26 protein-coding genes are annotated in these 21,803 nt (G+C 65.6%); 15 read left to right on the forward strand and 11 right to left on the reverse strand.

Annotated elements, in window-relative coordinates:
- Nucleotides 1-129: 129 nt before the first annotated feature.
- Nucleotides 130-363: a hypothetical protein gene (locus tag ACVINW_RS17075; RefSeq protein ID WP_456752383.1), complete on the forward strand. Its 234-nt coding sequence runs from the start codon at nt 130-132 to the stop codon at nt 361-363.
- Between the two features lie 12 nt (nt 364-375).
- On the opposite strand, the gene ACVINW_RS17080 is transcribed toward ACVINW_RS17075, so the two are convergent.
- Genes ACVINW_RS17080 through ACVINW_RS17090 form a run of 3 tightly spaced genes read right to left on the reverse strand, consistent with a single transcriptional unit; the run spans nt 376 to nt 2,315 of the window.
- The gene (locus ACVINW_RS17080) at nt 376-1,005 is read right to left on the reverse strand and encodes an SCO family protein (RefSeq protein ID WP_456752384.1); all 630 of its coding nucleotides are present in this window, start codon (nt 1,003-1,005) and stop codon (nt 376-378) included.
- Nucleotides 1,006-1,013: 8 nt separating this feature from the next.
- Nucleotides 1,014-2,129: an MBL fold metallo-hydrolase gene (locus ACVINW_RS17085; RefSeq protein WP_456752385.1), complete on the reverse strand. Its 1,116-nt coding sequence runs from the start codon at nt 2,127-2,129 to the stop codon at nt 1,014-1,016.
- Between the two features lie 48 nt (nt 2,130-2,177).
- The gene (locus tag ACVINW_RS17090; protein ID WP_456752386.1) at nt 2,178-2,315 is read right to left on the reverse strand and encodes a hypothetical protein; all 138 of its coding nucleotides are present in this window, start codon (nt 2,313-2,315) and stop codon (nt 2,178-2,180) included.
- 48 nt (nt 2,316-2,363) lie between these two features.
- Between ACVINW_RS17090 and ACVINW_RS17095 the strand changes: the two genes are divergently transcribed.
- Nucleotides 2,364-3,071 carry a glutathione S-transferase N-terminal domain-containing protein gene (locus tag ACVINW_RS17095; protein WP_456752387.1) on the forward strand — a complete coding sequence of 236 codons (708 nt, stop codon included), beginning with the start codon at nt 2,364-2,366 and terminating at the stop codon, nt 3,069-3,071.
- 112 nt (nt 3,072-3,183) lie between these two features.
- Here the strand turns inward: ACVINW_RS17095 and ACVINW_RS17100 are convergent, their stop codons facing one another.
- Nucleotides 3,184-3,975 carry a crotonase/enoyl-CoA hydratase family protein gene (locus ACVINW_RS17100; RefSeq protein ID WP_456752388.1) on the reverse strand — a complete coding sequence of 264 codons (792 nt, stop codon included), beginning with the start codon at nt 3,973-3,975 and terminating at the stop codon, nt 3,184-3,186.
- A 91-nt stretch (nt 3,976-4,066) separates the two neighbouring features.
- On the opposite strand from ACVINW_RS17100, the gene ACVINW_RS17105 reads away from it, so the two are divergent.
- The 3 genes from ACVINW_RS17105 to ACVINW_RS17115 all read left to right on the forward strand — a co-directional run bounded on the left by ACVINW_RS17105 (nt 4,067) and on the right by ACVINW_RS17115 (nt 5,995).
- Nucleotides 4,067-4,663, forward strand: a complete 597-nt coding sequence (locus ACVINW_RS17105) for a TetR/AcrR family transcriptional regulator (protein WP_456752389.1) — start codon at nt 4,067-4,069, stop codon at nt 4,661-4,663.
- Nucleotides 4,664-4,803: 140 nt separating this feature from the next.
- Nucleotides 4,804-5,082 (forward strand): hypothetical protein, encoded by a 279-nt coding sequence (locus ACVINW_RS17110; protein WP_456752390.1) that lies wholly within the window; start codon nt 4,804-4,806, stop codon nt 5,080-5,082.
- A complete protein-coding gene (locus ACVINW_RS17115; RefSeq protein WP_456752391.1) occupies nt 5,075-5,995 on the forward strand; it encodes a hypothetical protein in 921 nt (306 codons plus the stop codon). The genes ACVINW_RS17110 and ACVINW_RS17115 overlap by 8 nt, the downstream gene beginning before the upstream one ends.
- Nucleotides 5,996-6,376: 381 nt before the next feature.
- On the opposite strand, the gene ACVINW_RS17120 is transcribed toward ACVINW_RS17115, so the two are convergent.
- Entirely contained in the window at nt 6,377-6,589 is a 213-nt protein-coding gene (locus tag ACVINW_RS17120; RefSeq protein WP_456752392.1) for a hypothetical protein, read from the reverse strand.
- 198 nt (nt 6,590-6,787) lie between these two features.
- Here ACVINW_RS17120 and ACVINW_RS17125 point away from each other — a divergent pair, with 198 nt between their 5' ends.
- Nucleotides 6,788-6,967: a hypothetical protein gene (locus ACVINW_RS17125; protein ID WP_456752393.1), complete on the forward strand. Its 180-nt coding sequence runs from the start codon at nt 6,788-6,790 to the stop codon at nt 6,965-6,967.
- 27 nt (nt 6,968-6,994) lie between these two features.
- On the opposite strand, the gene ACVINW_RS17130 is transcribed toward ACVINW_RS17125, so the two are convergent.
- Nucleotides 6,995-7,669 carry an HAD family hydrolase gene (locus tag ACVINW_RS17130; protein ID WP_456752394.1) on the reverse strand — a complete coding sequence of 225 codons (675 nt, stop codon included), beginning with the start codon at nt 7,667-7,669 and terminating at the stop codon, nt 6,995-6,997.
- A 315-nt stretch (nt 7,670-7,984) separates the two neighbouring features.
- On the opposite strand from ACVINW_RS17130, the gene ACVINW_RS17135 reads away from it, so the two are divergent.
- Complete coding sequence (locus tag ACVINW_RS17135) at nt 7,985-9,556, forward strand: DUF1800 domain-containing protein (RefSeq protein ID WP_456752395.1); 1,572 nt, start codon at nt 7,985-7,987, stop codon at nt 9,554-9,556.
- Complete coding sequence (locus tag ACVINW_RS17140; RefSeq protein ID WP_456752396.1) at nt 9,553-10,782, forward strand: DUF1501 domain-containing protein; 1,230 nt, start codon at nt 9,553-9,555, stop codon at nt 10,780-10,782. The genes ACVINW_RS17135 and ACVINW_RS17140 overlap by 4 nt, the downstream gene beginning before the upstream one ends.
- Before the next feature lie 388 nt (nt 10,783-11,170).
- Here the strand turns inward: ACVINW_RS17140 and ACVINW_RS17145 are convergent, their stop codons facing one another.
- Nucleotides 11,171-11,632, reverse strand: coding sequence for an N-acetyltransferase family protein (locus tag ACVINW_RS17145; protein WP_456752397.1), 462 nt, complete (start codon nt 11,630-11,632; stop codon nt 11,171-11,173).
- Nucleotides 11,633-11,724: 92 nt separating this feature from the next.
- The gene (locus ACVINW_RS17150) at nt 11,725-12,540 is read right to left on the reverse strand and encodes a PAS domain-containing protein (RefSeq protein WP_456752398.1); all 816 of its coding nucleotides are present in this window, start codon (nt 12,538-12,540) and stop codon (nt 11,725-11,727) included.
- Nucleotides 12,541-12,751: 211 nt separating this feature from the next.
- Here ACVINW_RS17150 and ACVINW_RS17155 point away from each other — a divergent pair, with 211 nt between their 5' ends.
- A complete protein-coding gene (locus tag ACVINW_RS17155) occupies nt 12,752-13,105 on the forward strand; it encodes a DMT family protein (protein WP_456752399.1) in 354 nt (117 codons plus the stop codon).
- A 10-nt stretch (nt 13,106-13,115) separates the two neighbouring features.
- Here ACVINW_RS17155 and ACVINW_RS17160 read toward each other — a convergent pair whose 3' ends face one another.
- From ACVINW_RS17160 to ACVINW_RS17170, 3 genes are all read right to left on the reverse strand, one after another.
- Complete coding sequence (locus tag ACVINW_RS17160) at nt 13,116-13,271, reverse strand: hypothetical protein (RefSeq protein ID WP_456752400.1); 156 nt, start codon at nt 13,269-13,271, stop codon at nt 13,116-13,118.
- 62 nt (nt 13,272-13,333) lie between these two features.
- The gene (locus tag ACVINW_RS17165) at nt 13,334-13,510 is read right to left on the reverse strand and encodes a hypothetical protein (RefSeq protein WP_456752401.1); all 177 of its coding nucleotides are present in this window, start codon (nt 13,508-13,510) and stop codon (nt 13,334-13,336) included.
- Between the two features lie 180 nt (nt 13,511-13,690).
- Nucleotides 13,691-14,341 (reverse strand): glutathione S-transferase family protein, encoded by a 651-nt coding sequence (locus tag ACVINW_RS17170; RefSeq protein ID WP_456756418.1) that lies wholly within the window; start codon nt 14,339-14,341, stop codon nt 13,691-13,693.
- 633 nt (nt 14,342-14,974) lie between these two features.
- Between ACVINW_RS17170 and ACVINW_RS17175 the strand changes: the two genes are divergently transcribed.
- The 6 genes from ACVINW_RS17175 to ACVINW_RS17200 all read left to right on the forward strand — a co-directional run bounded on the left by ACVINW_RS17175 (nt 14,975) and on the right by ACVINW_RS17200 (nt 21,756).
- Nucleotides 14,975-16,177: a pyridoxal phosphate-dependent aminotransferase gene (locus ACVINW_RS17175; protein ID WP_456752402.1), complete on the forward strand. Its 1,203-nt coding sequence runs from the start codon at nt 14,975-14,977 to the stop codon at nt 16,175-16,177.
- A gap of 254 nt (nt 16,178-16,431) precedes the next feature.
- Nucleotides 16,432-16,953 carry a DUF992 domain-containing protein gene (locus ACVINW_RS17180; protein WP_456752403.1) on the forward strand — a complete coding sequence of 174 codons (522 nt, stop codon included), beginning with the start codon at nt 16,432-16,434 and terminating at the stop codon, nt 16,951-16,953.
- A gap of 260 nt (nt 16,954-17,213) precedes the next feature.
- Complete coding sequence (locus tag ACVINW_RS17185) at nt 17,214-17,696, forward strand: DUF992 domain-containing protein (RefSeq protein WP_456752404.1); 483 nt, start codon at nt 17,214-17,216, stop codon at nt 17,694-17,696.
- Between the two features lie 293 nt (nt 17,697-17,989).
- A complete protein-coding gene (locus tag ACVINW_RS17190; RefSeq protein WP_456752405.1) occupies nt 17,990-20,038 on the forward strand; it encodes an elongation factor G in 2,049 nt (682 codons plus the stop codon).
- Between the two features lie 202 nt (nt 20,039-20,240).
- Nucleotides 20,241-20,882 (forward strand): YoaK family protein, encoded by a 642-nt coding sequence (locus ACVINW_RS17195; RefSeq protein ID WP_456752406.1) that lies wholly within the window; start codon nt 20,241-20,243, stop codon nt 20,880-20,882.
- A gap of 31 nt (nt 20,883-20,913) precedes the next feature.
- Nucleotides 20,914-21,756, forward strand: a complete 843-nt coding sequence (locus ACVINW_RS17200) for a shikimate dehydrogenase (protein ID WP_456752407.1) — start codon at nt 20,914-20,916, stop codon at nt 21,754-21,756.
- Nucleotides 21,757-21,803 lie beyond the last annotated feature (47 nt).

Here is a 21,803-nt window from a genome sequence, read left to right on the forward strand (position 1 = left end):
TGAGGGGGAGCCTCCGCGAGTCCCACTGCAACTTCCCTTGCGGAGACTCCCCCTCATCCTGACCTTCTCCCCGCAAGCGGGGAGAAGGGGAAGTCGCGATCGCGCTCGGGTCGTTGAAGGAGACATGCGATGACCGAAACCACGGACGCCCTGGTGCTCGATCTCGTGGAATGGGTCGCGCGCGAGCCGCGGCGCTATGCCGAGGTGCTCGAGGTCTGGCGCACCTCGTGCCCGCGGCTGACGATCTGGGAAGACGCCGTCGACCGCGGCTACGTCGCGCGTCGTCCCTCGGTCGAGGGCATGCGGGTGATGGTGACGGAAAGCGGCGAGACGTTTTTGCGCGTGCACGGGCGGATGCATTGACGCAGCGGGAAGTCAGCGTCCCGGCTCCGCGAGCCTGGGCCGGATGATCTCGACCATGCGGTCGGCCGAGGTGCCCGGCGGGAAGAAGCCGAGATAATGGCCGTCGCGGTCCATCAGGTAGATGTAGGCGGTGTGATCGACGGTGTAGTCGCCGGCACCCTCGAGCGGCACCCGGGCGTAATAGACCTTGTAGGCATCGGCGAGTTCGCGGATCGCATCGGCGCTGCCGGTCAGTCCGATCAATCGCGGATGAAACATCGGTACGTAGTCGGCGAGATGCGCAGGGGTGTCGCGCTCGGGATCGACGGTGATGAAGATCGGCTGCACCTGATCGCCGTCATGGCCGAGTCTGTCGAGCGCGAGCCCGATCGCCTGCAGATCGGTCGGGCAGACGTCGGGGCAGTAAGTGAAGCCGAAATAGATCAGCATGAGCTTGCCGCGGAAATCGCGGTCGGTGCGTTCATGGCCGGCCTGATCGGTCAGCGCGAACGGTCCGCCGACCGGCTCCCTGTTCCACATCAGGATGTCCATGATCTCGGCGGCCGATCGCGCCGATCGTTGCTGTTGTGGCGGATCGCCGGCCAGCGCCGCCGCCAGCGTCAGCCACAGGCCGGCGCCGGCGCATGCGATAGCGCGCAGCATCGGCGCGATCATATGCCGAAGGAAAGGCGGCTGCCGGTGGTGGTGACCAGCACCTTGTCGCCCATCTGCGCGGTCGCCTCCTGCACGAAGTTGAGCCCGGAGCAATGCATCGGGATCAGCACGTCGGGATCGAGCTTCTTGATCTCGGCCACCACCTCGGCGAGGTAGTCCTTCGGCGCCGGGCCGAGATGGAAGCCGCCGACGATCGCGTGCACCTTCTGGATGCCCGAGACCTCCTGCGCCTGCTTCACCGAATTGACGATGCCGACATGGCCGCAGGACGAGATCACGACCAGGCCGAAATCCTTCAGGTTGAAGCAGGTCGCATGCTCGTGGATGTGCTCGTCGGGCACGATCTTGCCGTCCATCTCGGCCGGCAGATAGTGGCTGGCGTTGCAGCCGAGCCCGTCCTTGATGCCGAACTCGACCCAGGTCTGCGGCAGCACGCGCTCGATGCTGCGGCGGGTGATCTTGCCGGTGGTGAAGGCGTGGCCGGCGATCACGGTCGGCGTCTCGCACAGCACGGTGGTGACGCGCTGCGCGGCGAGCTGGCGGCGGTCCAGCGTGCCGAAGTCGGTGAACTGGCCCTTGGTCGCCGTCGCGTTGACGCGGTGGCAGAAATTGTCCTCGCCGCCGGCATAGAGCTTGACGTCGGCCGGCAGTTTGTCGCGGAATTTGTCGAGGAAGCCGTTCAGGCCGCCGAAATGATCGTAGTGTCCGTGGCTGACGATCAGCGCGTCGAGCTTGGCCGGATCGACGCCGACCAGCTCCATGTTGTTGAGCAGCACTTCGGGCGTATAGCCATAGTCCAGCATCAGGCTGCGCTGGCTGCCCGCGGCTTCGGATTCCAGCCACAGCGACAGGCCCCATTCATTGTGCAGCGATTTGCGGAAGTCGGCGCCGCGCGCCGCCGGCGCGATCGAGACGCCGTGCGCCTGCTTTGGCCGCAGGAACAGGTCGAAGCTGGAATCGACCAGCACGCGGATCGAGAGCTTGTCGACGCTCGGCACCTGGATCGGTGCCGCGCTCGCGATCTCGACGCAGGAGAATGCGCCCACCGCCGCAGCGCCGGCGATCGCCGCCGAGCCCTTCAGGAATTCACGTCGTGCCAAATCCCGTGTCATCGCAATCCCCCATGTTCTGAAAATTCTTGAATACGAAGCATGCGGAGCCTAGGTGCAATCGGGGCGCGGCTCAATCGGGCGCTTGCGTTGTTTGCAGATCACATTCGCGCGCGGTGCAATGCGGGCGCCATTGACTTGGGTGCGGTTATGCGCCCAAGTCAATGCAATCGCATCTTTCTCGCGCATCGTTCTCGCCGATGCGCCGGCAATCCCTTGACATCCAGGATCACGCCCATGATTGATCTCCATTACTGGTCCACGCCGAACGGTCACAAGATCACGATCTTCCTCGAGGAGACCGGCCTCGCCTACAAGATCTTCCCGGTGAACATCGGCAAGGGCGATCAGTTCAAGCCGGACTTTTTGCAGGTCGCGCCGAACAACCGCATTCCGGCGATCGTCGATCATGCGCCGAAGGGCGGCGGCAAGCCGCTCTCGCTGTTCGAGTCCGGCGCGATCCTGCTCTATCTCGCCGAGAAGACCGGACAATTTCTGCCCCAGGATATTTACGGCCGCTACGACGCGATCCAGTGGACGTTCTGGCAGATGGGCGGGCTCGGGCCGATGGCCGGGCAGAACCATCACTTCCGCAATTACGCGGTCGAGAAGCTGCCTTACGCGATCGATCGCTATGTCAACGAGACCAACCGGCTCTACGGCGTGCTCAACAAGCGGCTGGCCGACCGCGAATTCATCGCCGGCGATTATTCGATCGCCGACATGGCGAGCTATCCCTGGGTCGTGCCCTACAAGAACCAGGGCCAGGAGATCGACGACTTCCCGCATCTGAAGCGCTGGCTGGAGACGATCGGCAAGCGTCCCGCGACCGAGCGTGCCTATGCGAAGGCCAAGGAGGTCAACCCGAATTTCGGCCAGCCCGCGATCCGCACCGAGGAAGAGCGCAAGCTGCTGTTCGGGCAGACCGCGGCCGTGGTGCGGTAGGGCTCGTCGCCGTCATTGCGAGCGAAGCGAAGCAATCCATCTGTCCGCGCGTGCTGAGCAATGGATTGCTTCGTCGCTTCGCTCCTCGCAATGACGTGGTAGCGTTGGTGCTCTATGCCTCGGCATACTTCGCCGGGCGCCGCTCCTTCCACGCCGTGAGCCCTTCGGCGAGATCGCGGCTCGGCACCAGTGCGGCGAACTGTTCGCTTTCGACCAGCAGGCCTTCGGCGATCGGCATGTTGAGCCCGCGCGTCACCGCGGTGATGGTGCCGGCGACCGAGCCGGGCGAATGCCTGGTGATGCGGCCGGCGAGCTCGCGCGCGGCGGTCAGCAATTGATCGTGCGGCACGATCCGGTTGACCAGCCCGATCTCGCGCGCGTGCTCGGGCGGGAACGGATCGCCCGCCAGCAGCAACTCAAGGGCTCGCTTGCGTCCGGCCAGCCGCGGCAGCCGCTGCGTGCCGCCGAAGGTCGGCGGCATGCCGAGCTTGATCTCGGGCTTTGCAAACAGCGCGCGGTCGCTGGCGACGGCGAGATGCACGGCTTCGGTGATCTCGCAACCGCCGCCGAAGGCGATCCCGTTGACCGCGGCGATCACGGGCTTCTTGAACGCCTCGAGCCGCGCGGTCATGGCTTGTCCGCGGCGAACGAAGTCGCGCACCGCGACGGCGGCGCCCTGCTTGACGCTGTCCGAGAATTCCTTGATGTCGGCGCCCGCCGAGAAGGCGCGCTCGCCGGCGCCGGTCAGAATCACGGCGCGCACGCTCGCATCGCCCTCGATGCGGCCGAGCGCCGCCATCAGCTGGTCGATCAGCGCGTAGTTCAGCGCGTTGAGCTGTTCGGGACGATTCAACGTGATCAGGGCGATCCCGTCGGTGATCTCGAGCAGGATGGGTTCGGACATGGTGCAGTCTCCGGCATGGGCGTTTCGCGCAGCCGAACCTAGAGGCTTCCGCAATTTGAGTATATTCACTGGTTAGTATACATACGACTGCATGCCCAGAGCCTCCGAACCGACCCGCGAGCGCATTGTCCAGGCGGCGAATTCGCTGTTCTACAGCGAAGGCATCCGCCGCGTCAGCGTCGACGAGGTCGCCGCCAAGGCCGGCCTCACCAAGCGCACGCTGTATTATCACTTCAAGAGCAAGGACGATCTGGTCGCCGCCTATCTCGCCGCGCGCGATCAGCCGAACCTGGCGCTGTTCCGAAAATGGTTCGCGGAGGCCGGGGGCGGCCTGCCGGCGAAAGTCGAGGTCATCTTCAAGAACCTCGCGCGCTCGGCGCGGCACCCGAAGTGGAAGGGCTGCGGCTTCCTGCGCACCTCGGCCGAGCTCGCCAACATGCCCGGCCATCCCGCGATCAAAATCGGCGCTGCGCACAAGAAGAAGTTCGAGGACTGGCTGCGTGCGACCTTCGCCGTCGAAGGGATCGCCGATCCGCTTAAGCTGGCGCGGCAGATCCTGCTGCTGCTGGACGGATCATTCGCCGTGGTGCTGCTGCATCGCGACGCCAGCTACATGGAGACCGCGGGCGAAGCCGCGCGGACGCTGATCGAGATAGCGCTCAAGAAGAAGGGACAAAAACGGGGCTAGGGCGCGAGTTGCATTCGGGCAACATCGTTCGGAAAGATGGGTCGTTAACCTTCTTTCGCCATTGCGCGACCACTCCCGTAGCCGATGATCGCATCGTCACATGCTTGCAATCTGGCTCCCGAGGAGCCGTGGAGGCTGGGATGATGAACTCGCGGCGGGTGCGGGCGGCGACATTGGGCGGCACGGTCGTTCTGTCGGGCTGCATTGTCTCGTGGTTTGCGGCGTTCGGTTCGGCTGGTATCGAGAAAATCGGTGCATCGGTCGCCGATGCGCCAGTCGCCGATGCGTCAGTTGCCGGTGCATCGATTGATGGGTCCCGCGCACCCACTGTTATCGCCGATGCCGTATCGGCGACATCGCCGGCGACTGGCCACGTCGAACGCAGCTGTCGACGGCCCTCGTGCACCGACCATGAATGAACAGGAAGCGGTGGCGACTGCCCATGCCGCGCCGACCGCGCGCGAGACGGAGCCTGTCGTCGAGGCCGCATTGACCGATCCGGCGCTGCCGCCGGACATTCAACCGCTGCAAGCGCCGGCAGCGAACGCGCCGGATCCGAAGCCGCGCGTGGTCAAGCCCGCGGTGGACTCCGTCGAAATCCTCGACGAGTGCTGGGACGTCAATGCCTGCGTCGATCGCTATCTGTGGGCGCTCTATCAAAGGACGCCCAAGGAAGACACCATCAAGGTGCCTGAGCAGAGGCAGGTGACGGTCAAGAGAAAGAAGAAAATGGTGACGGTCACCAGGACCTTCACCAAGCTCGTCGATGAGGATTTCGCCTGGAAGGACGCCAAGGCGGCCGAAAGAGCCGGCATGCCGATGATGGACTACGTCGTGGGAGGCGTCGATCGCAGCTTCAAGCTGAAGCTCTTTCGTGCGCTGCTGGCGGCGGAACAGGCCGGACTGTCGCCCGGCATCACCAGCGCCTTCCGCGACGACTACCGCCAGTCGATTGCGAGCGGGCTGAAGGCGGCCAGCACAAAGTCGTATCACGGCGGCAGCTTCCGTGGCGGCTACGGCCATGGGCTCGCGGCCGACATCGTCAGCATCGACGGCGCGACTCGCGACGACCGCTGGAAATCGTCGGAAAGGCTCTGGAAATGGGTCGACGCGCACGGCAAGGAGTTTGGCGTCGCGCGCCCCTATCTCGATTTCGACCCGCCTCATCTGGCGCCGATCGACGGCAAGGAATATGCCGCTCACCGCGGTGGCGACAAAACGCGGCAGGCGGCGCGGGACGCGAAGCCGCGCAGCCGCCACGCAGCGCACGACAATCGCGCCGCGGCGAAACGCGCAAAGACCGCGAAGTCATCGAAGGTGCGAACGACCTGAGCGGGTTCGCGATGCTTCGTATGCTGGGTTCGTACTACTGCGTCACAAGCACTCTTATAGCCAATCCTGAGAGGCCGTAAACGAATTCATCCGTCATTGCGAGCCACCGCTCGGCGCGAAGCGCCGCCGGATGACAGGCTCCGCGAAGCAATCCATCGGCCCGCAAACGCGGTTGGATGGATTGCTTCGTCGCTATCGCTCCTCGCAATGACGGAGGAGGCAGGATTTATGACGCAGTAAGATTAGCCCACCGGTCTACGCAAAAGTCGCGGTCCGATGGCGGCTTCGGCGTAGCCCGACAGCGTGGTACCCGAAGCGCTCGGCTAAAGCGCGCCGCGCTGCTGCAGCAAAGCCACCACGGCGTTGGGTAGCACTGCGGCCTTACTTTCCTAACGCGGCGACAAACTGGCGATGTCGCTCAAGCCACTCCGGCTTTTGCAAACCGATGACCTGCACGCAGAGTTCGACGCATTCGTTGCAGATCGCGCCGGCGGTTTGCTGACCTTTGGCGTTCACGGATGACGCGTTGATCATGGAAACAACTTCTTCCGGCTCCTTGCCGCAGAAGGAGCAAATCAAGGCTGAACTCGTCATTCTCTGATCCTTCCGCCCGCATTTCGTCAACCCGGTGGCTCGCCTGTTGAGACGATACTATACAGCGGATGACGGCGATGGGTCCAAACGCAGACGGTGACCATAAACCATGACTCTCAAACGGTTTCAAAGTTGTGAGCTGCAAGCCGGTGTACCCATGGCTAGCTTGGCAGAGTAGCGATCTGCGGAGCTGTTCCAATGACCACGCAGAACGAACTTGCGGCCGTGGTATTCGCTTTGACCGTGTTCTTCGCGGGCACTGCTGCCGCAGGGGTGCCTGCGTTCCTGGCCATCAAAAGAGGAAGCAGCGCGGCGAAGACCGGCTCGATTTGCCTTGAAGAAGCGCGATCACGACATCGACTCCCCGCACGGACATGAATTGCTTCGCTGCCGCTCCCAATGACGCTAAAGCGCGCCGCGCTCTTGCAGCAGCGCCAGCACGGCATTCAGGTCGGGCAGCACGGCGGCGCATTTCGCGCGGGTCTCTTCCGTCGGTGGTGCCATGTCCGGCACCATCAGCGTGATCGCGCCGGCGGCGTGCGCCGCGGTGACGCCGTGATTGGAATCCTCCACCGCAATGCAGGCCGTCGGCGTCACGTCGAGCCGCGCGGCAGCCTTCAGATAGAGCTCGGGGTCCGGCTTGCCGTGGGTCACGTCGTCGAGCGTCAGCAGCGTCTCGAAGCGGTCGCGGATTCCGGCGAGCGTGAGATGGCGTTCGGCCGTGCGGCGCGATGACGAGGTCACGATCGCGGTCCGGCAGCCGGCGGCGGCGAGGCCGTCGAGCAGTTCGATCGTGCCGGGCTTGAGCGGCAGGCCGGCGTCGAACATGCGATCGCGGGTGACAACAAAGGTGCGGTTGACCTCGGTGAGCGGAAACGCCGCGCCATAGCGGTCAAGCAGCATCGCCTCGCAGACCGGGCCGGGAAGGCCGACCATCGAACGGCACAGCGCGACGACATCATCGGTGTAGCCGCACGCGTTCAGCGCCGCGACCAGGCTGTCGAAGTAAACCTTCTCGGTGTCGAGCAGCGTGCCGTCCATGTCGAGCAGGATGGCGTCGACGGTCCAGGGTGCGTTCACGTGCCGCTCACGTCAGCTTGCTGGTCCGCGAGCTTGCGCAGGCATGACGGGCACAGGCAGTCGCTGCCGTCGGTCGGCATCGGCAGCCGGAAGCTCTCGTCGGAACACCAGCACGGTCCTGTCGGCGAGCAGGAAAATTCGCTGCCGCACGCCGTGCAGGCCAGCCGGCGCGGTGATGCTTGTTCGGAACGATCACGTGAAGAGAGGTCCATTCTAACCGCGATTTAATGCGCGAATTAATCTCGGGTTCATCCTGATCCGCGCTATCATGCTCTGCAACAGGTATAGCCGGAATAGGCCGCCAAAGGAAATCTGATGGCCCGTGATTCGCAAGCCGCGCTGACTGCGCTCAATCGGTTTGGATTTGGTGCCCGCGGCGGGGCGGCCGGCGACTTCATCAACGCAGCCTCCGATCCGCGCGGTTTCGTGCTGGCGGAACTGGCGCGCCCGAATGGCGCGCTGCTCGAAGTGCCGGGCCTGCTCTCGACGCCAGAGCTCGGCCGGCAGGTGTTCGACTATCAGTTCGAGATCCAGCAGGCACGCAACGCCGCGAAAGTCGCGCAGCAGGGCGCGAGCGAGACACCGTCGCAAGGGTCCGATGCAACGCCGCCGCAGCGGCGCAATCTGTCGCTCTCGACGGCCGCCAAGGAGATCGCCGGCAAGGATCCACAGGCGGTCGACAATGCCAATGCGGCGATGATGCCGTCCGCCGCGATGCAGCCTTCGACGATGCAGACGGTGGCCAATCCGCCCAAGCCGCCGGCGGAGCCGCCCAACATCATCCAGAAGACGTTCCGCGCCGAGGCGCTGGCGCGGCTGCAGCGCGGCGTGGTCGCCGACTGCGGCTTCGTCGAGCGGCTGGTGGTGTTCTGGTCCAACCATTTCTGCATCTCCGCCAACAAGGGCGCGCTGGCGCGGATGTGGGCCGGCTCGTTCGAGCGCGAGGCGATCCGCCCTCATGTGCTCGGTCGTTTCGCGGACATGCTGAAGAGCGTCGAGCAGCATCCGGCGATGCTGTTCTTCCTCGACAACCAGCAATCGCTCGGGCCGGAGTCGCGCGCCGGCATCAACCGCCACCGCGGCCTGAACGAGAACCTCGCGCGCGAGATCATGGAGCTGCATACGCTCGGCGTCGGCGGCGGCTACACCCAGGACGACGTGACGGCGCTGGCGCGCGTCATCACCGGCTGGACCTTTGCCGGCCGCCAGGGCCAGCTCGGCACGCCCGGTAGTTTCGTGTTCAACGCCAATGCGCACCAGCCCGGCCCGCAGCAGGTGCTGGGCAAGACCTACGCGCAGGTCGGTGTCGCGCAGGGCGAGGCGGTGCTGTCCGACATCGCGCGGCATCCCTCCACCGCGAAATTCATCGCGACCAAATTCGCCCGTCATTTCGTCGCCGACGATCCGCCGCCGGCGCTGGTGGCGAAGCTGCAGGACAGCTTCACCAAAACCGACGGCGATCTCAGGGCGCTGGCCACGACGCTGGTCCAGTCCAACGAGGCCTGGCAGGCGCCGCCGACCAAGATGCGCTCGCCTTACGAATTCCTGGTTGCCTCCGGCCGCCTGCTGGCACGCAATCCGGAGGATCCGGGGCGCTACCTCAATGGCCTTAACGTGCTCGGCCAGCCGCTGTGGTCGCCGGCCGGACCGAACGGCTTTCCCGATACCAGCGCGGCCTGGGCGGCGCCTGAAGGCCTCAAGCTCAGGCTCGACATCTCGGCGCAGGTGGCGTCCCAGCTCGCCGACAAGTTCGATCCGCGCGACCTGCTTGAACTCGTGGCTGCCGACGCCGCGTCGGCGGAGACGCGACGCACCATCGAGCGCGCGGAATCGCGGCAACAGGCGCTGGCGTTGCTGCTGATGTCGCCGGAATTCCAGAGGAGATGACGATGGATTGCTCCGAGAGCCTGATGATGCAGGCGACGTCGCGCCGCGCGCTGCTGCTCGGCGGCGCCTCGTTTGCCGCCTGGGCCTATTTGCCGAAATTCGCCCGCGCCGCCGATGGCCGCGATCCGCGTTTCGTCACCATCATCCTGCGCGGCGCACTCGATGGCCTTGCCACCGTGGCGCCGGTCGGCGATCCCGATTATGCCGGCCTGCATGGCGCGATCGCGTTGCGCGCCGATGGGCCGAACGCGGCGGTGATGCTCGATCCGTTCTTCGGCCTGCATCCGGCGATGCCGGAGTTTGCAAGGATGTATCGCGCCAAGCAGGCCGCGGTGGTGCATGCGGTGGCGACCTCGTATCGCGACCGCTCGCATTTCGACGGTCAGGATGTGCTGGAGAGCGGCTTCCCCGGTCCCGGCCGGGTGCAGTCCGGCTGGCTCAACCGCGCGCTGGAGGCGCTTCCGAAGGGCGAGCGGGTGACCAGCGCACTCGCGGTCGGCCCGACCACGCCTTTGGTGCTGCGCGGCGCGGCGCCGACCGTCGGCTGGGCGCCGACCGCGCTGCCGCAGGCCGCCGACGATACCGCGATGCGGCTGCTCGATCTCTATCAGCACCGCGATCCGATGCTCGCGAGTGCTTTGACGCAGGGCTTGCAGCTCGAGAAACAGGCGCAGGGCGACGAGATGAAGCCGAAGCCCGGTGGCGGCGGTGCAGCGGCGATGCGGCTGGTCGCGCGCGGCGCCGCGAAACTGATGTCAGCCGATGACGGCCCGCGGATCGGTGCGCTCGCCTTCGACGGCTGGGATACCCATGCCAATGAGGGCGGGCCGGTCGGCCGGCTCGCGCAATTGCTCGGCGGCCTCGACGGTGCGCTGGCGGAATTCCAGAGCGGCCTCGGCGCACGCTGGCGCGACACCGTGATCGTGGTCGCCACCGAGTTCGGCCGCACCGCGCGCATCAACGGCACCGAGGGTACCGACCACGGCACCGGCACCATCGCGCTGCTCGCCGGCGGCGCGGTGAACGGCGGCCGCATGATCACCGACTGGCCCGGGCTGAAGCCCGCCAATCTCTACCAGGCCCGCGATCTCGCCCCGACCACCGACCTCCGCGCCGTGATCAAGGGCCTGCTGCACGACCAGTTCGGCCTCGGCGAGCGCGTGCTGGCCGATGCGGTGTTTCCGGACAGCGCCCCGGTGAAGCCGATGAAGGGGCTGGTGGTTTAGATCTCGCTCTACCGTCATTCCGGGGCGCGACGAAGTCGCGAGCCCGGAATCCATCGGGCCGCAGCGCAGGCGGTGAAATGGATTCCGGGCCTGCGCCTTCGGCGCATCCCCGAATGACGAAGGTATGTGGGGCAGGCAAGGATGCTGCGCACTGTCATAAGAACAAGCGCCAGCAAGGTGCCGTCCTGCCGCGCGGGCAGTGTCACAAACGGAATGTCACGAAAGCAGTGCGGTAAAAAGCGGTCCCGGTCAGACGCGGCGACTGACGGGGACCGCTCGGGGCGAAGATCTGAGACGGGGGGCCTGATCTTACGCAGGGCGAAGCCTAGCCGGGCTTTGTAACGTGCCGGTGACATCTTTATTCGATCCACAGGCCGCGCATGCGCGCTCAGAGAATCTTGCGATAGATCACGAAGCCGGGTCTGTCCGCGACCTTGTCATAAAGCTGCATTGCGGTGTGGTTGGTCTCATGCGTCTGCCAGTAGACGCGCGGTGATCCCGCGAGCTTGGCCTGCGCGTAGACGCCGTTGATCAAGGCGCGGCCGACGCCCCTGCCCCGCGCGGCCTCGCTGGTGAAGAGATCCTGCAGATAGCAGGTCGGCGCGATCGCCGTGGTCGAGCGATGAAACAGATAGTGCGTCAAGCCGAGCAGCGTGCCGCCGGCGTCGGCGACCAGCGCATGCACCGGCTCGTAGGCATCGAAGAAGCGCTGCCACGTCATCGCGGTGATCTCGGGCGCGAGCGCGGTCGGTCCGGACCGTTCGTAGAAGGCGTTGTAGCCGTCCCACAAAGGAAGCCACTGGGCGTAATCGTCTGATGTGACGAAGCGGATGGTGACGTCGTCGGACATGGGGTGGATGATCCCGCATTGCACGATGCGTGTGCATCGCTCGCAAGCTTCTACCGTCGCTATCCCGCGGGATCAATTGTGGAGGTCGCGCCTCACTTCGCGGCGCGCAGCAATCGCGCCGGATGCCGCTCGGGCCCGGCGCGCTGTGCCCGATATTCATCGGCCCTTGCCGGATCGTCGGTGTGCCGCACCAGGTCGGTCACCGGGGTATAGCTGAGCATGCGGCCGCCGTCGGGCAGTGCGGTGCAGCTGAAGCGCAGCACCCGGCCGTCGGCGAGATTGAGGTTGATCGGCGTGGAATCGCCTGAACGCATCATCGCGATGCGCTCGGTGATGAACGCGCTGAGCTCGTCTTCCGGCAGTTCATAGGCGCCGGTGTCGCGGCCATGATACATCAGCGCGACGAAGGGCGGCTTGCTCTCGGCCTGCGCATCCGATAGCGCGAAGTAATCGCGGAAGGCGCGGTTGATGAATTCGGCGCGGGTGTCGGCGTCGAGCAGCACGATGCCGATGTCGACCTGGTCGAGCGCGGCGGCGAGCCGCTCCGAGGTGGCGTGATGCTGCCGGTCGGCGGCGAAGGCGTCGATCCATTTCTGCCGCAGCATGCCGGTGATCACGGCGGTGCCGGCCGCGGTCGCCGCCAGCAGCAGCATTCGCGCGACGTCGGCGGTGTCGTAGCCGGGCAGCGCGCGATGATCGAGGAAGAACAGTGCCGAGCCGGCCACCGCGATCGCAGCGGAAATCAGCCCGGACGTGATGCCGCTGATCGAGCTCGCCAGCGCCACGATGCAGACGAACAGCGGCGCCGGATTGGGGACGGTGACGATCAGGCGATCGATCAGGAAGGCGGCAAGCGCCGCGATCGCCGTCAGGGCCGGACCTGAAATGGCACGCCAGTCGAACCGCATGCGCGTTCTCGCTATCTGTCGAACAAACGATAAAGCGTTAGTTTGACGACAGCGCCGCAACGGCGCCGGCATTTCGGTCTCGACCGTTAAGCGCATCTTGCGCGGGCTGAACCAGCTTTCGCTGCTTTCAAATCAAATGCTATGCAGATCGCCATGGAACCCGGTTCCGGGCCTGCGGGTTGCCGCCTGCTTTGCTTTCAAGAGGACATCGATGCCCGCCATTTCGCCGTCGCTGCTGCCGATCCTGATGTTGTTCGCCTCGAACGTCTTCATGACCTTCGCCTGGTACGGCCATCTCAAGTTCAAGGATCATTCGCTTCCCCTGGTCATCCTGGTGAGCTGGGGCATCGCCTTCTTCGAATACTGGCTTGCGGTGCCCGCCAATCGCTGGGGCAGCGCGGTCTACTCGGCGGCGCAGCTCAAGACGATGCAGGAGGTGATCACGCTGGTCGTGTTCGCCGCCTTCTCGGTGCTGTACCTGAAGGAGCCGCTGGGCTGGAATCACGCGCTCGGATTTGCCTTCATCGCCGCCGGCGCGTTCTTCATCTTCCACAAATGGAGCTAGTGCCGCTGCGCTAGCGATGCGGAGCCGGCTTGGCGGCGGGGGCCGTCACCGGCGCGGGGTGGGCGCGGTCTTCGCCCTGGGTGCCGGTCACGATCAGGAGCGACGCGGCCAGCAGGATCGCCGCCGACAGCGTCACGGTCACAAGTCCGACTGGGGTCTTCATCATGGTCGCGCCGCTGTCCCTCCCGCGCCTTGCCGCGGATCAAGGTGCCAACTGGAATTGTCTGATTACGCCGGGATCGCTATTGCCATGCTCAGGTTGCTCGACAGCACCGTCACCGCGACGACCAGGCACAGCGTCAGCGCGCCAAGCGCGAGCGACGCGGCGATCGCGTTCGTCAGCCGGGACGATGCCACCGGCGCAGGGCGGCCGTGGAAGCCTGCCGTGCCGGACCACCGTGTCATGGTCTAAATCCCTCAGGCCGCGAGCGAATCACTCGCGACATCCGAGCGAATCTGCCGATGGTCACCGGCAACATTGCGGCGGCGAAGCCCCCCGAAAATGGCCAAAATACGGCAAAAGGGATGGTTTTGCCCGCTGTTCAGGCAGTTTCCCCGTTCTTCCCGCTATCCAACCCCCATTGTTCAGAGGCCTGCCACAAGGCGGGCCTGCGGTTCGGCGGCGTCGGGCTGCCAGTCCATCGAGACGAAGCCGGGGGTCTGCTCGACCCGTTTCAGCCAGGCGCGGATCGAGGGGAAAGTCGTCAGGTCGAAGTCGCAGCGGTCGGCGACATGGGTGTAGCCGTAGAGGGCGATGTCGGCGACGGTGAACTGCTCGGCGGCGAAGTAGGTGTGCCCCTTGAGGTGGTTCTCCATCACCTGGAGCGCCGCATAGCCGCGCTCCATCCAGTCCTCCAGCGAATGGGTTTGCAGGTCGCGCCCGCCCTTGACCAGCGAGAGCCAGAAATAGGCGGCGCCGATATTCGGCTCCAGCGCATGCTGCTCGAAGAACATCCATTGCAGCGCCTCGGCGCGCTCGATCCGCGACTCCGGCGCCAGCGGCGTGCCGATCGCAACGTACCAGAGGATGGCGTTGGACTCGGCGAGATAGCGGCCGTCGGCGACCTCGAGCAGCGGCACCTGGCCGCTCGGATTCTTGGCCAGGAAGTCCGGGGTGCGGCTCTCGCCGCGCAGGATGTCGATCTCGACTGCCTGGTACGGCGTGTTCAGCACGGCAAGCGCCAGCCGGACCTTGTAGCTGTTGCCGGAGCGCTGCATCGAATAGAGCTTGTACATTGCGTTGGTGTTCACTCGGATCAGGGAGACGGTACGCTCGAGATTGCGCGGCCTGTCACACCGCAACGCCGCTAAACAATGATGCCGACAGAGGGGTGTCGCAAGCCCTGGAGAGTGGAAAAAGTCGAAACCTCTACCGCACTGCACGCGTGCAGAACGATTCCATCAACACGGCCGAACACCGGGGATCACGGTTGCGCGACGTGTGCACGGTGCCGGTCGATGCCTGATCAATTGCCATGATCGACGCTATGGCCCGGCACGTTGCAAATTCACCAACGTTAACGCGCCATTCCGATCGCGAGACGGCCCGGCCGCTGCGCCTGATGGCCTCCCGGTCGCCGCCGTCGGGCAAGCGCCGCGCGGCACATTGTCCTCGGAGCAATCCGCATCGGTGCATGCCGCCGGAGGGCTTGCCGACAGGGCGCTAGCGGCCACGGCCGCGCTTGCCGGATATGAGTCATTCGGCTCCGGAACTTGCGCAATATTGCGCGTGTCGCGAGCCGTGCGTGAAAGTTTTCGTGCTTTACCGCGAAGCTTCTTGCGGTGCAGCGGCGACCGGCCTAGGGTGCCGCGATCCCATTCAAATCAAGTCGTGGCCCAACCGCTCACGACGTTTGCCAGGAGATGATAATGGCCTTCCTGTCCGCTGCGCTCGACCGTGTGAAGCCGTCCGCGACGATCGCGGTCACGGACAAGGCACGCGCGCTGAAAGCCGCGGGCCGCAACGTCATCGGCCTCGGCGCCGGCGAGCCGGACTTCGACACGCCCGCCAACATCAAGCTGGCTGCGATCCACGCGATCGAGGCCGGCAAGACCAAGTACACCGATGTCGGCGGCATTCCGGAGCTCAAGGAAGCCATCATCAACAAGTTCTCGCGCGAGAACGGCCTGAGCTACAGGCCGAACCAGATCATCGTCGGCACCGGCGGCAAGCAGGTGCTGTACAACGCGCTGATGGCGACCATCAATCCGGGCGACGAGGTGATCATCCCGGCGCCGTACTGGGTCAGCTATCCCGAGATGGTCGCGCTCGCCGGCGGCGAGCCGGTCGCGGTGGTGTGCCCGGCCTCGACCGGCTTCAAGCTGCGTCCGGAAGATCTCGACAAGGCGATCACGCCGAAGACCAAGTGGGTGATCCTGTGCTCGCCGTCGAACCCGACCGGCTCGGCCTACACCAGGAGCGAGCTCAAGGCGCTGACCGACGTGCTGGTCAGGCATCCGCATGTCTGGGTGATGACCGACGACATGTACGAGCACCTCGTCTATGACGACTTCGTCTTCACCACCGCGGCGCAGGTCGAGCCGAGCCTGTACGACCGCACGCTGACCGTGAACGGCGTGTCGAAGGCCTACTGCATGACCGGCTGGCGCATCGGCTATGCCGGCGGCCCGGCGCAGCTGATCAAGGCGATGGCGACGATCCAGTCGCAGTCGACCTCGAACCCGTCGTCGATCGCGCAATGGGCATCGGTCGAGGCGCTGAACGGTCCGCAGGACTTCATCGCCGCGAACAACAAGGTGTTCAAGGAGCGCCGCGACCTCGTGGTGTCGATGCTCAACCAGGCGAGCGGCATCGAGTGCCCGCGGCCGGAAGGCGCGTTCTACGTCTATCCGTCCTGCGCCGGCACGATCGGCAAGACCGCGCCGACCGGCAAGGTGATCGACAATGACGAGGCGTTCGTCACCGAGCTGCTCGAGAGCGAAGGCGTCGCCGTGGTGCAGGGATCGGCGTTCGGTCTCGGACCGGCGTTCCGTATCTCCTACGCCACCAAGACCTCGGATCTCGAGGATGCCTGCAAGCGCATCCAGCGCTTCTGCGGCAATCTGCGTTAATTGTTTCTGAGTTAATAGAAGAAACGCTCCCGCACCGAATGCGGGAGCGTTTTTGTTTGTGGCGTTCAATCGCCTGCCGGTAAAATCGCAGAGTCAAATCACAAGCTGCTCACTTCACGCGCGTGTGTGCGAACATCGATGCCACACGCGGGAAGTTTTTACGGCCGCTTTGCGAACTGCCTTGTTTTGGACACGAGCCTTGCATTGTGTCCGCCGCACAAATTCCAGTTCAGTTCACCTTGCGGAGACAGATAATGCGACTTTCGACTCTCACCCTTGCAGCGCTTGCGTTGCTGGCGCCGTTCGCCACCGCCAACGCGGCACCTCAGCAGGTTCAGGCCGGGGTTCTGCAATGCCAGGGCGGCGAGAACGTCGGCTTCGTCGTCGGCTCTGTTGCCCGCCTCGAGTGCGTGTTCCAGAGCGGCGGCCGCCGCCCCGAGCCCTATGTTGCGACCGTGAAGCGCATCGGCGTCGACCTCGGCGTCACCGCGACCACCCAGCTCGCCTGGGCCGTCAGCGCCCCGACCACGCAGCTTCCGCGCGGTGCGCTCGCCGGCAGCTACGGCGGCGTCGGCGTCAACGCCTCGGTCGGCCTCGGCGCCGGCGGTAACTTCCTGTTCGGCGGCCCGAACAACGCCTACGCGCTGCAGCCGATCAGCGTGCAGGGCCAGACCGGCCTCAACGTTGCGGCGGGCATCGCCGGGATCGATCTCGAGCCGGTTGCCTACGGTCCGCGCCGTCATCATCGCCATCACCGTCACCATCACCACCGCTAAGTCGGCCGGTGTTCGATCAGGGAGGCCCGCCAAAGCGGGCCTCTTTTTTGTTGTCGGTGGTTTGCTGTCCGTTGCCCGGCCAGAGCGGCAGGCCCGGTGGAACATAGCAGCACCGCAACATCCCCCAACAATCGGTGGCCGGGCACCGCAAATTCTGGCTGACCATTCGATGTTATGGCATAGGATGCGAACGGCGCCGCAGACACGGCGCCGTTCTGTTCTCTGCTCGCGTCATGCCTCTCAGCCGGAGACCCCGCAACATGCGTCGCTTCACTCTCCTCGCCGGTGCCGCCATCGCCACGCTGACCGCAATCGTTGGCGTCAACGCCCAACAGCCGAGCCAGCGCGTGCAGGTCGGTGTCCTGGAATGCCGCGGTGGCGCGAGCATCGGCTTCATCGTCGGTTCCGTGACCAACCTCGGCTGCGTGCTGCGCGCCAACGGCATGCCTGAGGATCGCTACATCGCGACCATCCACAAGGTCGGCATCGATCTCGGCATCACGCAGGAGTCGGCATTGGCCTGGGGCGTCTACGCACCGGTGGAACGGCTCGGACCGGGTGCGCTCTCGGGCAATTACGCCGGCGCACAGGGCAGCGCGACGCTCGGTGTCGGCGTCGGCGGCAACGTGCTGGTCGGCGGCTCCGACAACACCATCGCCCTGCAGCCGCTCAGCGTGCAGGGTCAGGTCGGCGTCAACGTCGCCGCGGGCCTCGAAAGCCTGGAGCTGCGTCCGGGCCGCTAAAGCCGTCCAAGCATGATCTCCGCACAGACGCGTTCCGCGTTTGTCGCGGGAAAACCGCTTGGCGCTTTTCCGGATCACGCTCTGATCCCGCACACCGTTCTGCAATCCGCCGAAGAAGCCTCGGACTTCTTCGGCAACGATCCCGGGCGCTTCGTCGCTTCGCTCCGCCATCGCAAACCTGCGCGACGCCGCACCGCAGCGACGTTTTCCCGCTTGCCAAAAGTCAAACGCAGGCAGAGCATGAACGGTCGCCGACCCAATCATGGGCCGAGCTCCAAAACGAGGAGGCGGCAATGGGACAAGACGTCAGAAGTCCCCGAGGTCCACGGTGCATCGCGCTGGTGGGCCCTTTCCAAAGCGGTAAAACCACACTTCTGGAAGCTATCCTGGCGCGCACCGGCGCCATCAAGTCATGCGGCAGCGTCGATGCCGGAACCTCCGTCGGCGATGCCAGCCCCGAGGCGCGCCAACACAAGATGGGCGTAGGCCTGACCGCCGCCACCACCAGCTTCATGGGGGACACTTACACCTTTATCGATTGCCCCGGCTCGATCGAATTCGCGCACGACATGCGTGCCGCGTTGCCGGCCGTCGATGCCGCAGTCGTGGTCTGCGAGGCTGACGAGAAGAAGCTGCCGCAGCTGCAGATCATCCTGCGCGAGCTCGAGGAGCTCGCAATTCCCCGTTTCCTGTTTTTGAACAAGATCGATCGCGCCAACAAGCGCGTCCGCGAGACGCTTGCGACGCTGCAGCCGGCGTCGCGCGTGCCGCTGGTGCTGCGCCAGATCCCGATCTGGAACGGCGATCTGATCGAGGGCTTTGTCGATCTCGCGCTGGAGCGCGCCTTCGTCTATCGCGAGCACAAGCCGTCGGAGGTGATGGCGCTCGAGGGCGGCAATCTCGACCGCGAGAAGGAAGCCCGCTTCTCGATGCTGGAGAAGCTCGCCGATCACGACGACGCGCTGATGGAGCAGCTGCTGGAGGATATCCAGCCGCCGCGCGATGCCGTGTTCGACGATCTCGCCCGCGAACTGCGCGAAGGGCTGATCTGTCCGGTGCTGCTGGGTGCCGCGAGCCGCGAGAACGGCGTGCTTCGCTTGATGAAGGCGCTGCGTCACGAAGCGCCCGGCGTCGCCGAGACCGCCAGCCGGCTCGGCGTCAAGGATCAGAAGGACGCGCTGGCCTATGTGTTCAAGACCGTGCATTTGCAGCACGGCGGCAAGCTGTCGCTGGCGCGCGTGCTGGCGGGCCGGCTCGACGACGGTGCGACGTTGCAATCCTCATCCGGCGAGAGCGGACGGGTCTCCGGCATCCTCGCGGTCTCCGGCGCGCATGACAGCAAGCGGCCGCAGGCCGAGACCGGCGACACGGTTGCGCTCGGCAAGCTCGATGCGATCAAGACCGGCGATACGGTCTCGAGCGGCAAGACGGCGCCGGCATCGCTGGTCAAGGTCGAACCGGCGGCGGCGGTGCTGTCGATCTCGATCGCCGCGATCGACCGCAAGGACGACGTCAAGCTCGGCCAGGCGCTGCTGCGGCTGAATGAGGAGGATCCCTCGCTGACCATGATCCAGAACCCGCGCACCCACGACACCGTGCTGTGGGGACAGGGCGAGATGCATCTGCGCGTCGCGCAGGAGCGGCTGAAGGACCGCTACGGCGTCAACGTCAAATCGCATCCGCCGGCGATCGGCTATCAGGAGACCATCCGCAAAGCCATCACCCAGCGCGGCCGGCACAAGAAGCAGTCCGGCGGCCACGGTCAGTTCGGCGACGTGGTGCTCGACATCAAGCCGAAGCCGCGCGGAAGCGGCTTCGAATTCCACGAGAAGGTGGTCGGCGGCGCGGTGCCGCGCAATTATATCGGTGCGGTGGAGGAGGGCGTCGTTGACGCGCTGGCGCGGGGACCGCTCGGCTTCCCGGTGATCGACGTCGACGTCACGCTGACCGACGGCTCCTATCACAGCGTCGACTCCTCCGATCTCGCGTTCCGCACCGCGGCGCGGATCGGCGTCAGCGAAGGGCTGCCGCAGTGCCAACCGGTGCTGCTGGAACCGATTCACATGGTCGAGATCGTCTGTCCGACCGATGCGACCGCCAAGATCAACGCGATCCTGTCGGCGCGCCGCGGCCAGATCCTCGGCTTCGATACCCGCGAGGGCTGGAGCGGCTGGGACTGCGTTCGCGCCACGATGCCGGAATCCGAGATCGGCGACCTCATCGTCGAGCTGCGCTCGGCGACCGCAGGCGCCGGCACCTTCACCCGTCAGTTCGACCGCATGGCCGAGGTGACGGGCCGCGCCGCCGACCAGATCATCGCCGCGCATCGCGACGCGGCGTGATATTACCGTCATTCCGGAGCGCTCGCGTCAGCGAGCGAATCCGGAATCTCGAGATTCCCCGATGCGCAATTGCGCATCTGAGGTTCGATGCTGTCGCATCGCCCCGGAATGACGGGGAGGGGGGCTTCTCTTCCTTCTCTTCCCAAGCCGATCGGTTTCATGAACATTGTCGCTCTGAACAAAGGCAGCGATTTCCGCCCCCATGCTTGAATCCCGCCGCAACCTGGCGCTGGCCTGTGCGCTCAGCGCGCTGGCCGGCTATGTCGACGGCATCGGCTATCTGCATCTCGGCGGGCTGTTCGTCTCCTTCATGAGCGGCAACTCGACGCGGCTCGGCGTGACCTTGGCCGAGGGGCATTGGCAGCACGCGATGGAGGCGCTGGCGCTGATCGTGCTGTTCGTCGCGGGGGCTGCGGCCGGCAGCCTCGTCGTGCTCAGCCGCATCGCGCATCGGCAGCCGGTGATCCTGTTCGGCGAGGGGCTGCTGCTGACGGCAGCGGCCTTGGCCTATGCCTACGGCCTGCCGAATGCTGCGGTCGCGGCCATCGTGCTGGCGATGGGGCTTGAGAACGCGGTGTTCCAGCTTGAAGGCGGGGCCGGGCTCGGCCTGACCTATGTCACCGGAGCGTTGATCAAGGCCGGTCAGCTCATCGCAGCCGCATTGACCGGCGGCGCGCCCCGGGCCTGGCTGCCGAACGTCCTGCTGTGGGCGGCGCTGGTCGCGGGCGCGCTCACCGGCGCATTGGCCTACCACTGGATCAATCTCGGTGCGATCTGGTTCGCCGCGGCCACCGCGTTCGCCCTCAGCGCGCTGGTTGCCGCAACCGCGAAGCGGACGGATTGACAGCGCGCCCGCCTTGGCCGATGTCACGGTCATGACCTCCGCAACCAAGACCCGCGCCGCATGCCTGATCGGCTGGCCGGCGGCGCATTCCCGCTCGCCGCTGATCCATCATTACTGGCTGCGCACGCTCGGCCTCGAGGGCGGCTACGTGATCGAGGCGGTGCCGCCGGAGGATTTCAAGGATTTCCTGTTCCGCCTGTCGTTGCGCGGCTTCGTCGGTGCCAACGTCACCATTCCGCACAAGGAACACGCGCTGGCGCTGACGGCGCCGGATGAGCGCGCCCGCGCGGTCGGTGCCGCCAACACGCTTTGGTTTGCCGACGGCGAGTTGCGCTCGACCAACACCGATGTCGAAGGCTTCATCAACAATCTCGACGCCTGTGCGCCCGGCTGGGACCAGACCGAGGACGCGCTGGTGTTAGGGGCCGGCGGTGCGTCGCGCGCGGTGGTGTTCGGCCTGATCGAGCGCGGCATCGCGCGCGTCCATCTGGTCAACCGCAGCATCGATCGCGCCCGCGCGCTGGCAGAACTATATGGCGCGCGTGTTCATCCCACGACCTGGGACAAGGTCGGTGAGCTGCTGCCGCGCTCAGGCCTGCTCGTCAACACGACGTCGCTCGGCATGCACGGCCAGCCGGCGCTCGAGATCGATGTCGGGCTGTTGGCCCAGGGCGCGGTTGTTTCTGATATTGTCTATGTGCCGCTGGTGACGCCGCTGCTGGCCGCCGCGCAGGCACGCGGCCTCAAGACGGCCGACGGGCTCGGCATGCTGCTGCACCAGGCGGTGCGCGGTTTCGAATTGTGGTTCGGGCAGCGCCCGCAGGTCACGCCGGAATTGCGTGCGATCGTCGAAGCCGATCTCACAAAGACTTGAGGCCTGGAATAGCGTCTCCGGGGCGGGGTCTCGTGTTAGTCCCCCCG

It is taken from the genome of Bradyrhizobium sp. USDA 4461, from assembly GCF_054055655.1.

Coding starts and splice junctions, on each gene's coding strand:
- ACVINW_RS17075 (WP_456752383.1), top strand. CDS start 130: ATGACCGAAACCACGGACGCCCTGGTGCTCGATCTCGTGGAATGGGTC.
- ACVINW_RS17080 (WP_456752384.1), bottom strand. CDS start 1,005: ATGCTGCGCGCTATCGCATGCGCCGGCGCCGGCCTGTGGCTGACGCTG.
- ACVINW_RS17085 (WP_456752385.1), bottom strand. CDS start 2,129: ATGACACGGGATTTGGCACGACGTGAATTCCTGAAGGGCTCGGCGGCG.
- ACVINW_RS17090 (WP_456752386.1), bottom strand. CDS start 2,315: ATGCGCGAGAAAGATGCGATTGCATTGACTTGGGCGCATAACCGCACC.
- ACVINW_RS17095 (WP_456752387.1), top strand. CDS start 2,364: ATGATTGATCTCCATTACTGGTCCACGCCGAACGGTCACAAGATCACG.
- ACVINW_RS17100 (WP_456752388.1), bottom strand. CDS start 3,975: ATGTCCGAACCCATCCTGCTCGAGATCACCGACGGGATCGCCCTGATC.
- ACVINW_RS17105 (WP_456752389.1), top strand. CDS start 4,067: ATGCCCAGAGCCTCCGAACCGACCCGCGAGCGCATTGTCCAGGCGGCG.
- ACVINW_RS17110 (WP_456752390.1), top strand. CDS start 4,804: ATGATGAACTCGCGGCGGGTGCGGGCGGCGACATTGGGCGGCACGGTC.
- ACVINW_RS17115 (WP_456752391.1), top strand. CDS start 5,075: ATGAATGAACAGGAAGCGGTGGCGACTGCCCATGCCGCGCCGACCGCG.
- ACVINW_RS17120 (WP_456752392.1), bottom strand. CDS start 6,589: ATGACGAGTTCAGCCTTGATTTGCTCCTTCTGCGGCAAGGAGCCGGAA.
- ACVINW_RS17125 (WP_456752393.1), top strand. CDS start 6,788: ATGACCACGCAGAACGAACTTGCGGCCGTGGTATTCGCTTTGACCGTG.
- ACVINW_RS17135 (WP_456752395.1), top strand. CDS start 7,985: ATGGCCCGTGATTCGCAAGCCGCGCTGACTGCGCTCAATCGGTTTGGA.
- ACVINW_RS17140 (WP_456752396.1), top strand. CDS start 9,553: ATGACGATGGATTGCTCCGAGAGCCTGATGATGCAGGCGACGTCGCGC.
- ACVINW_RS17145 (WP_456752397.1), bottom strand. CDS start 11,632: ATGTCCGACGACGTCACCATCCGCTTCGTCACATCAGACGATTACGCC.
- ACVINW_RS17150 (WP_456752398.1), bottom strand. CDS start 12,540: ATGCGGTTCGACTGGCGTGCCATTTCAGGTCCGGCCCTGACGGCGATC.
- ACVINW_RS17155 (WP_456752399.1), top strand. CDS start 12,752: ATGCCCGCCATTTCGCCGTCGCTGCTGCCGATCCTGATGTTGTTCGCC.
- ACVINW_RS17160 (WP_456752400.1), bottom strand. CDS start 13,271: ATGATGAAGACCCCAGTCGGACTTGTGACCGTGACGCTGTCGGCGGCG.
- ACVINW_RS17165 (WP_456752401.1), bottom strand. CDS start 13,510: ATGACACGGTGGTCCGGCACGGCAGGCTTCCACGGCCGCCCTGCGCCG.
- ACVINW_RS17170 (WP_456756418.1), bottom strand. CDS start 14,341: ATGTACAAGCTCTATTCGATGCAGCGCTCCGGCAACAGCTACAAGGTC.
- ACVINW_RS17175 (WP_456752402.1), top strand. CDS start 14,975: ATGGCCTTCCTGTCCGCTGCGCTCGACCGTGTGAAGCCGTCCGCGACG.
- ACVINW_RS17180 (WP_456752403.1), top strand. CDS start 16,432: ATGCGACTTTCGACTCTCACCCTTGCAGCGCTTGCGTTGCTGGCGCCG.
- ACVINW_RS17185 (WP_456752404.1), top strand. CDS start 17,214: ATGCGTCGCTTCACTCTCCTCGCCGGTGCCGCCATCGCCACGCTGACC.
- ACVINW_RS17190 (WP_456752405.1), top strand. CDS start 17,990: ATGGGACAAGACGTCAGAAGTCCCCGAGGTCCACGGTGCATCGCGCTG.
- ACVINW_RS17195 (WP_456752406.1), top strand. CDS start 20,241: ATGCTTGAATCCCGCCGCAACCTGGCGCTGGCCTGTGCGCTCAGCGCG.
- ACVINW_RS17200 (WP_456752407.1), top strand. CDS start 20,914: ATGACCTCCGCAACCAAGACCCGCGCCGCATGCCTGATCGGCTGGCCG.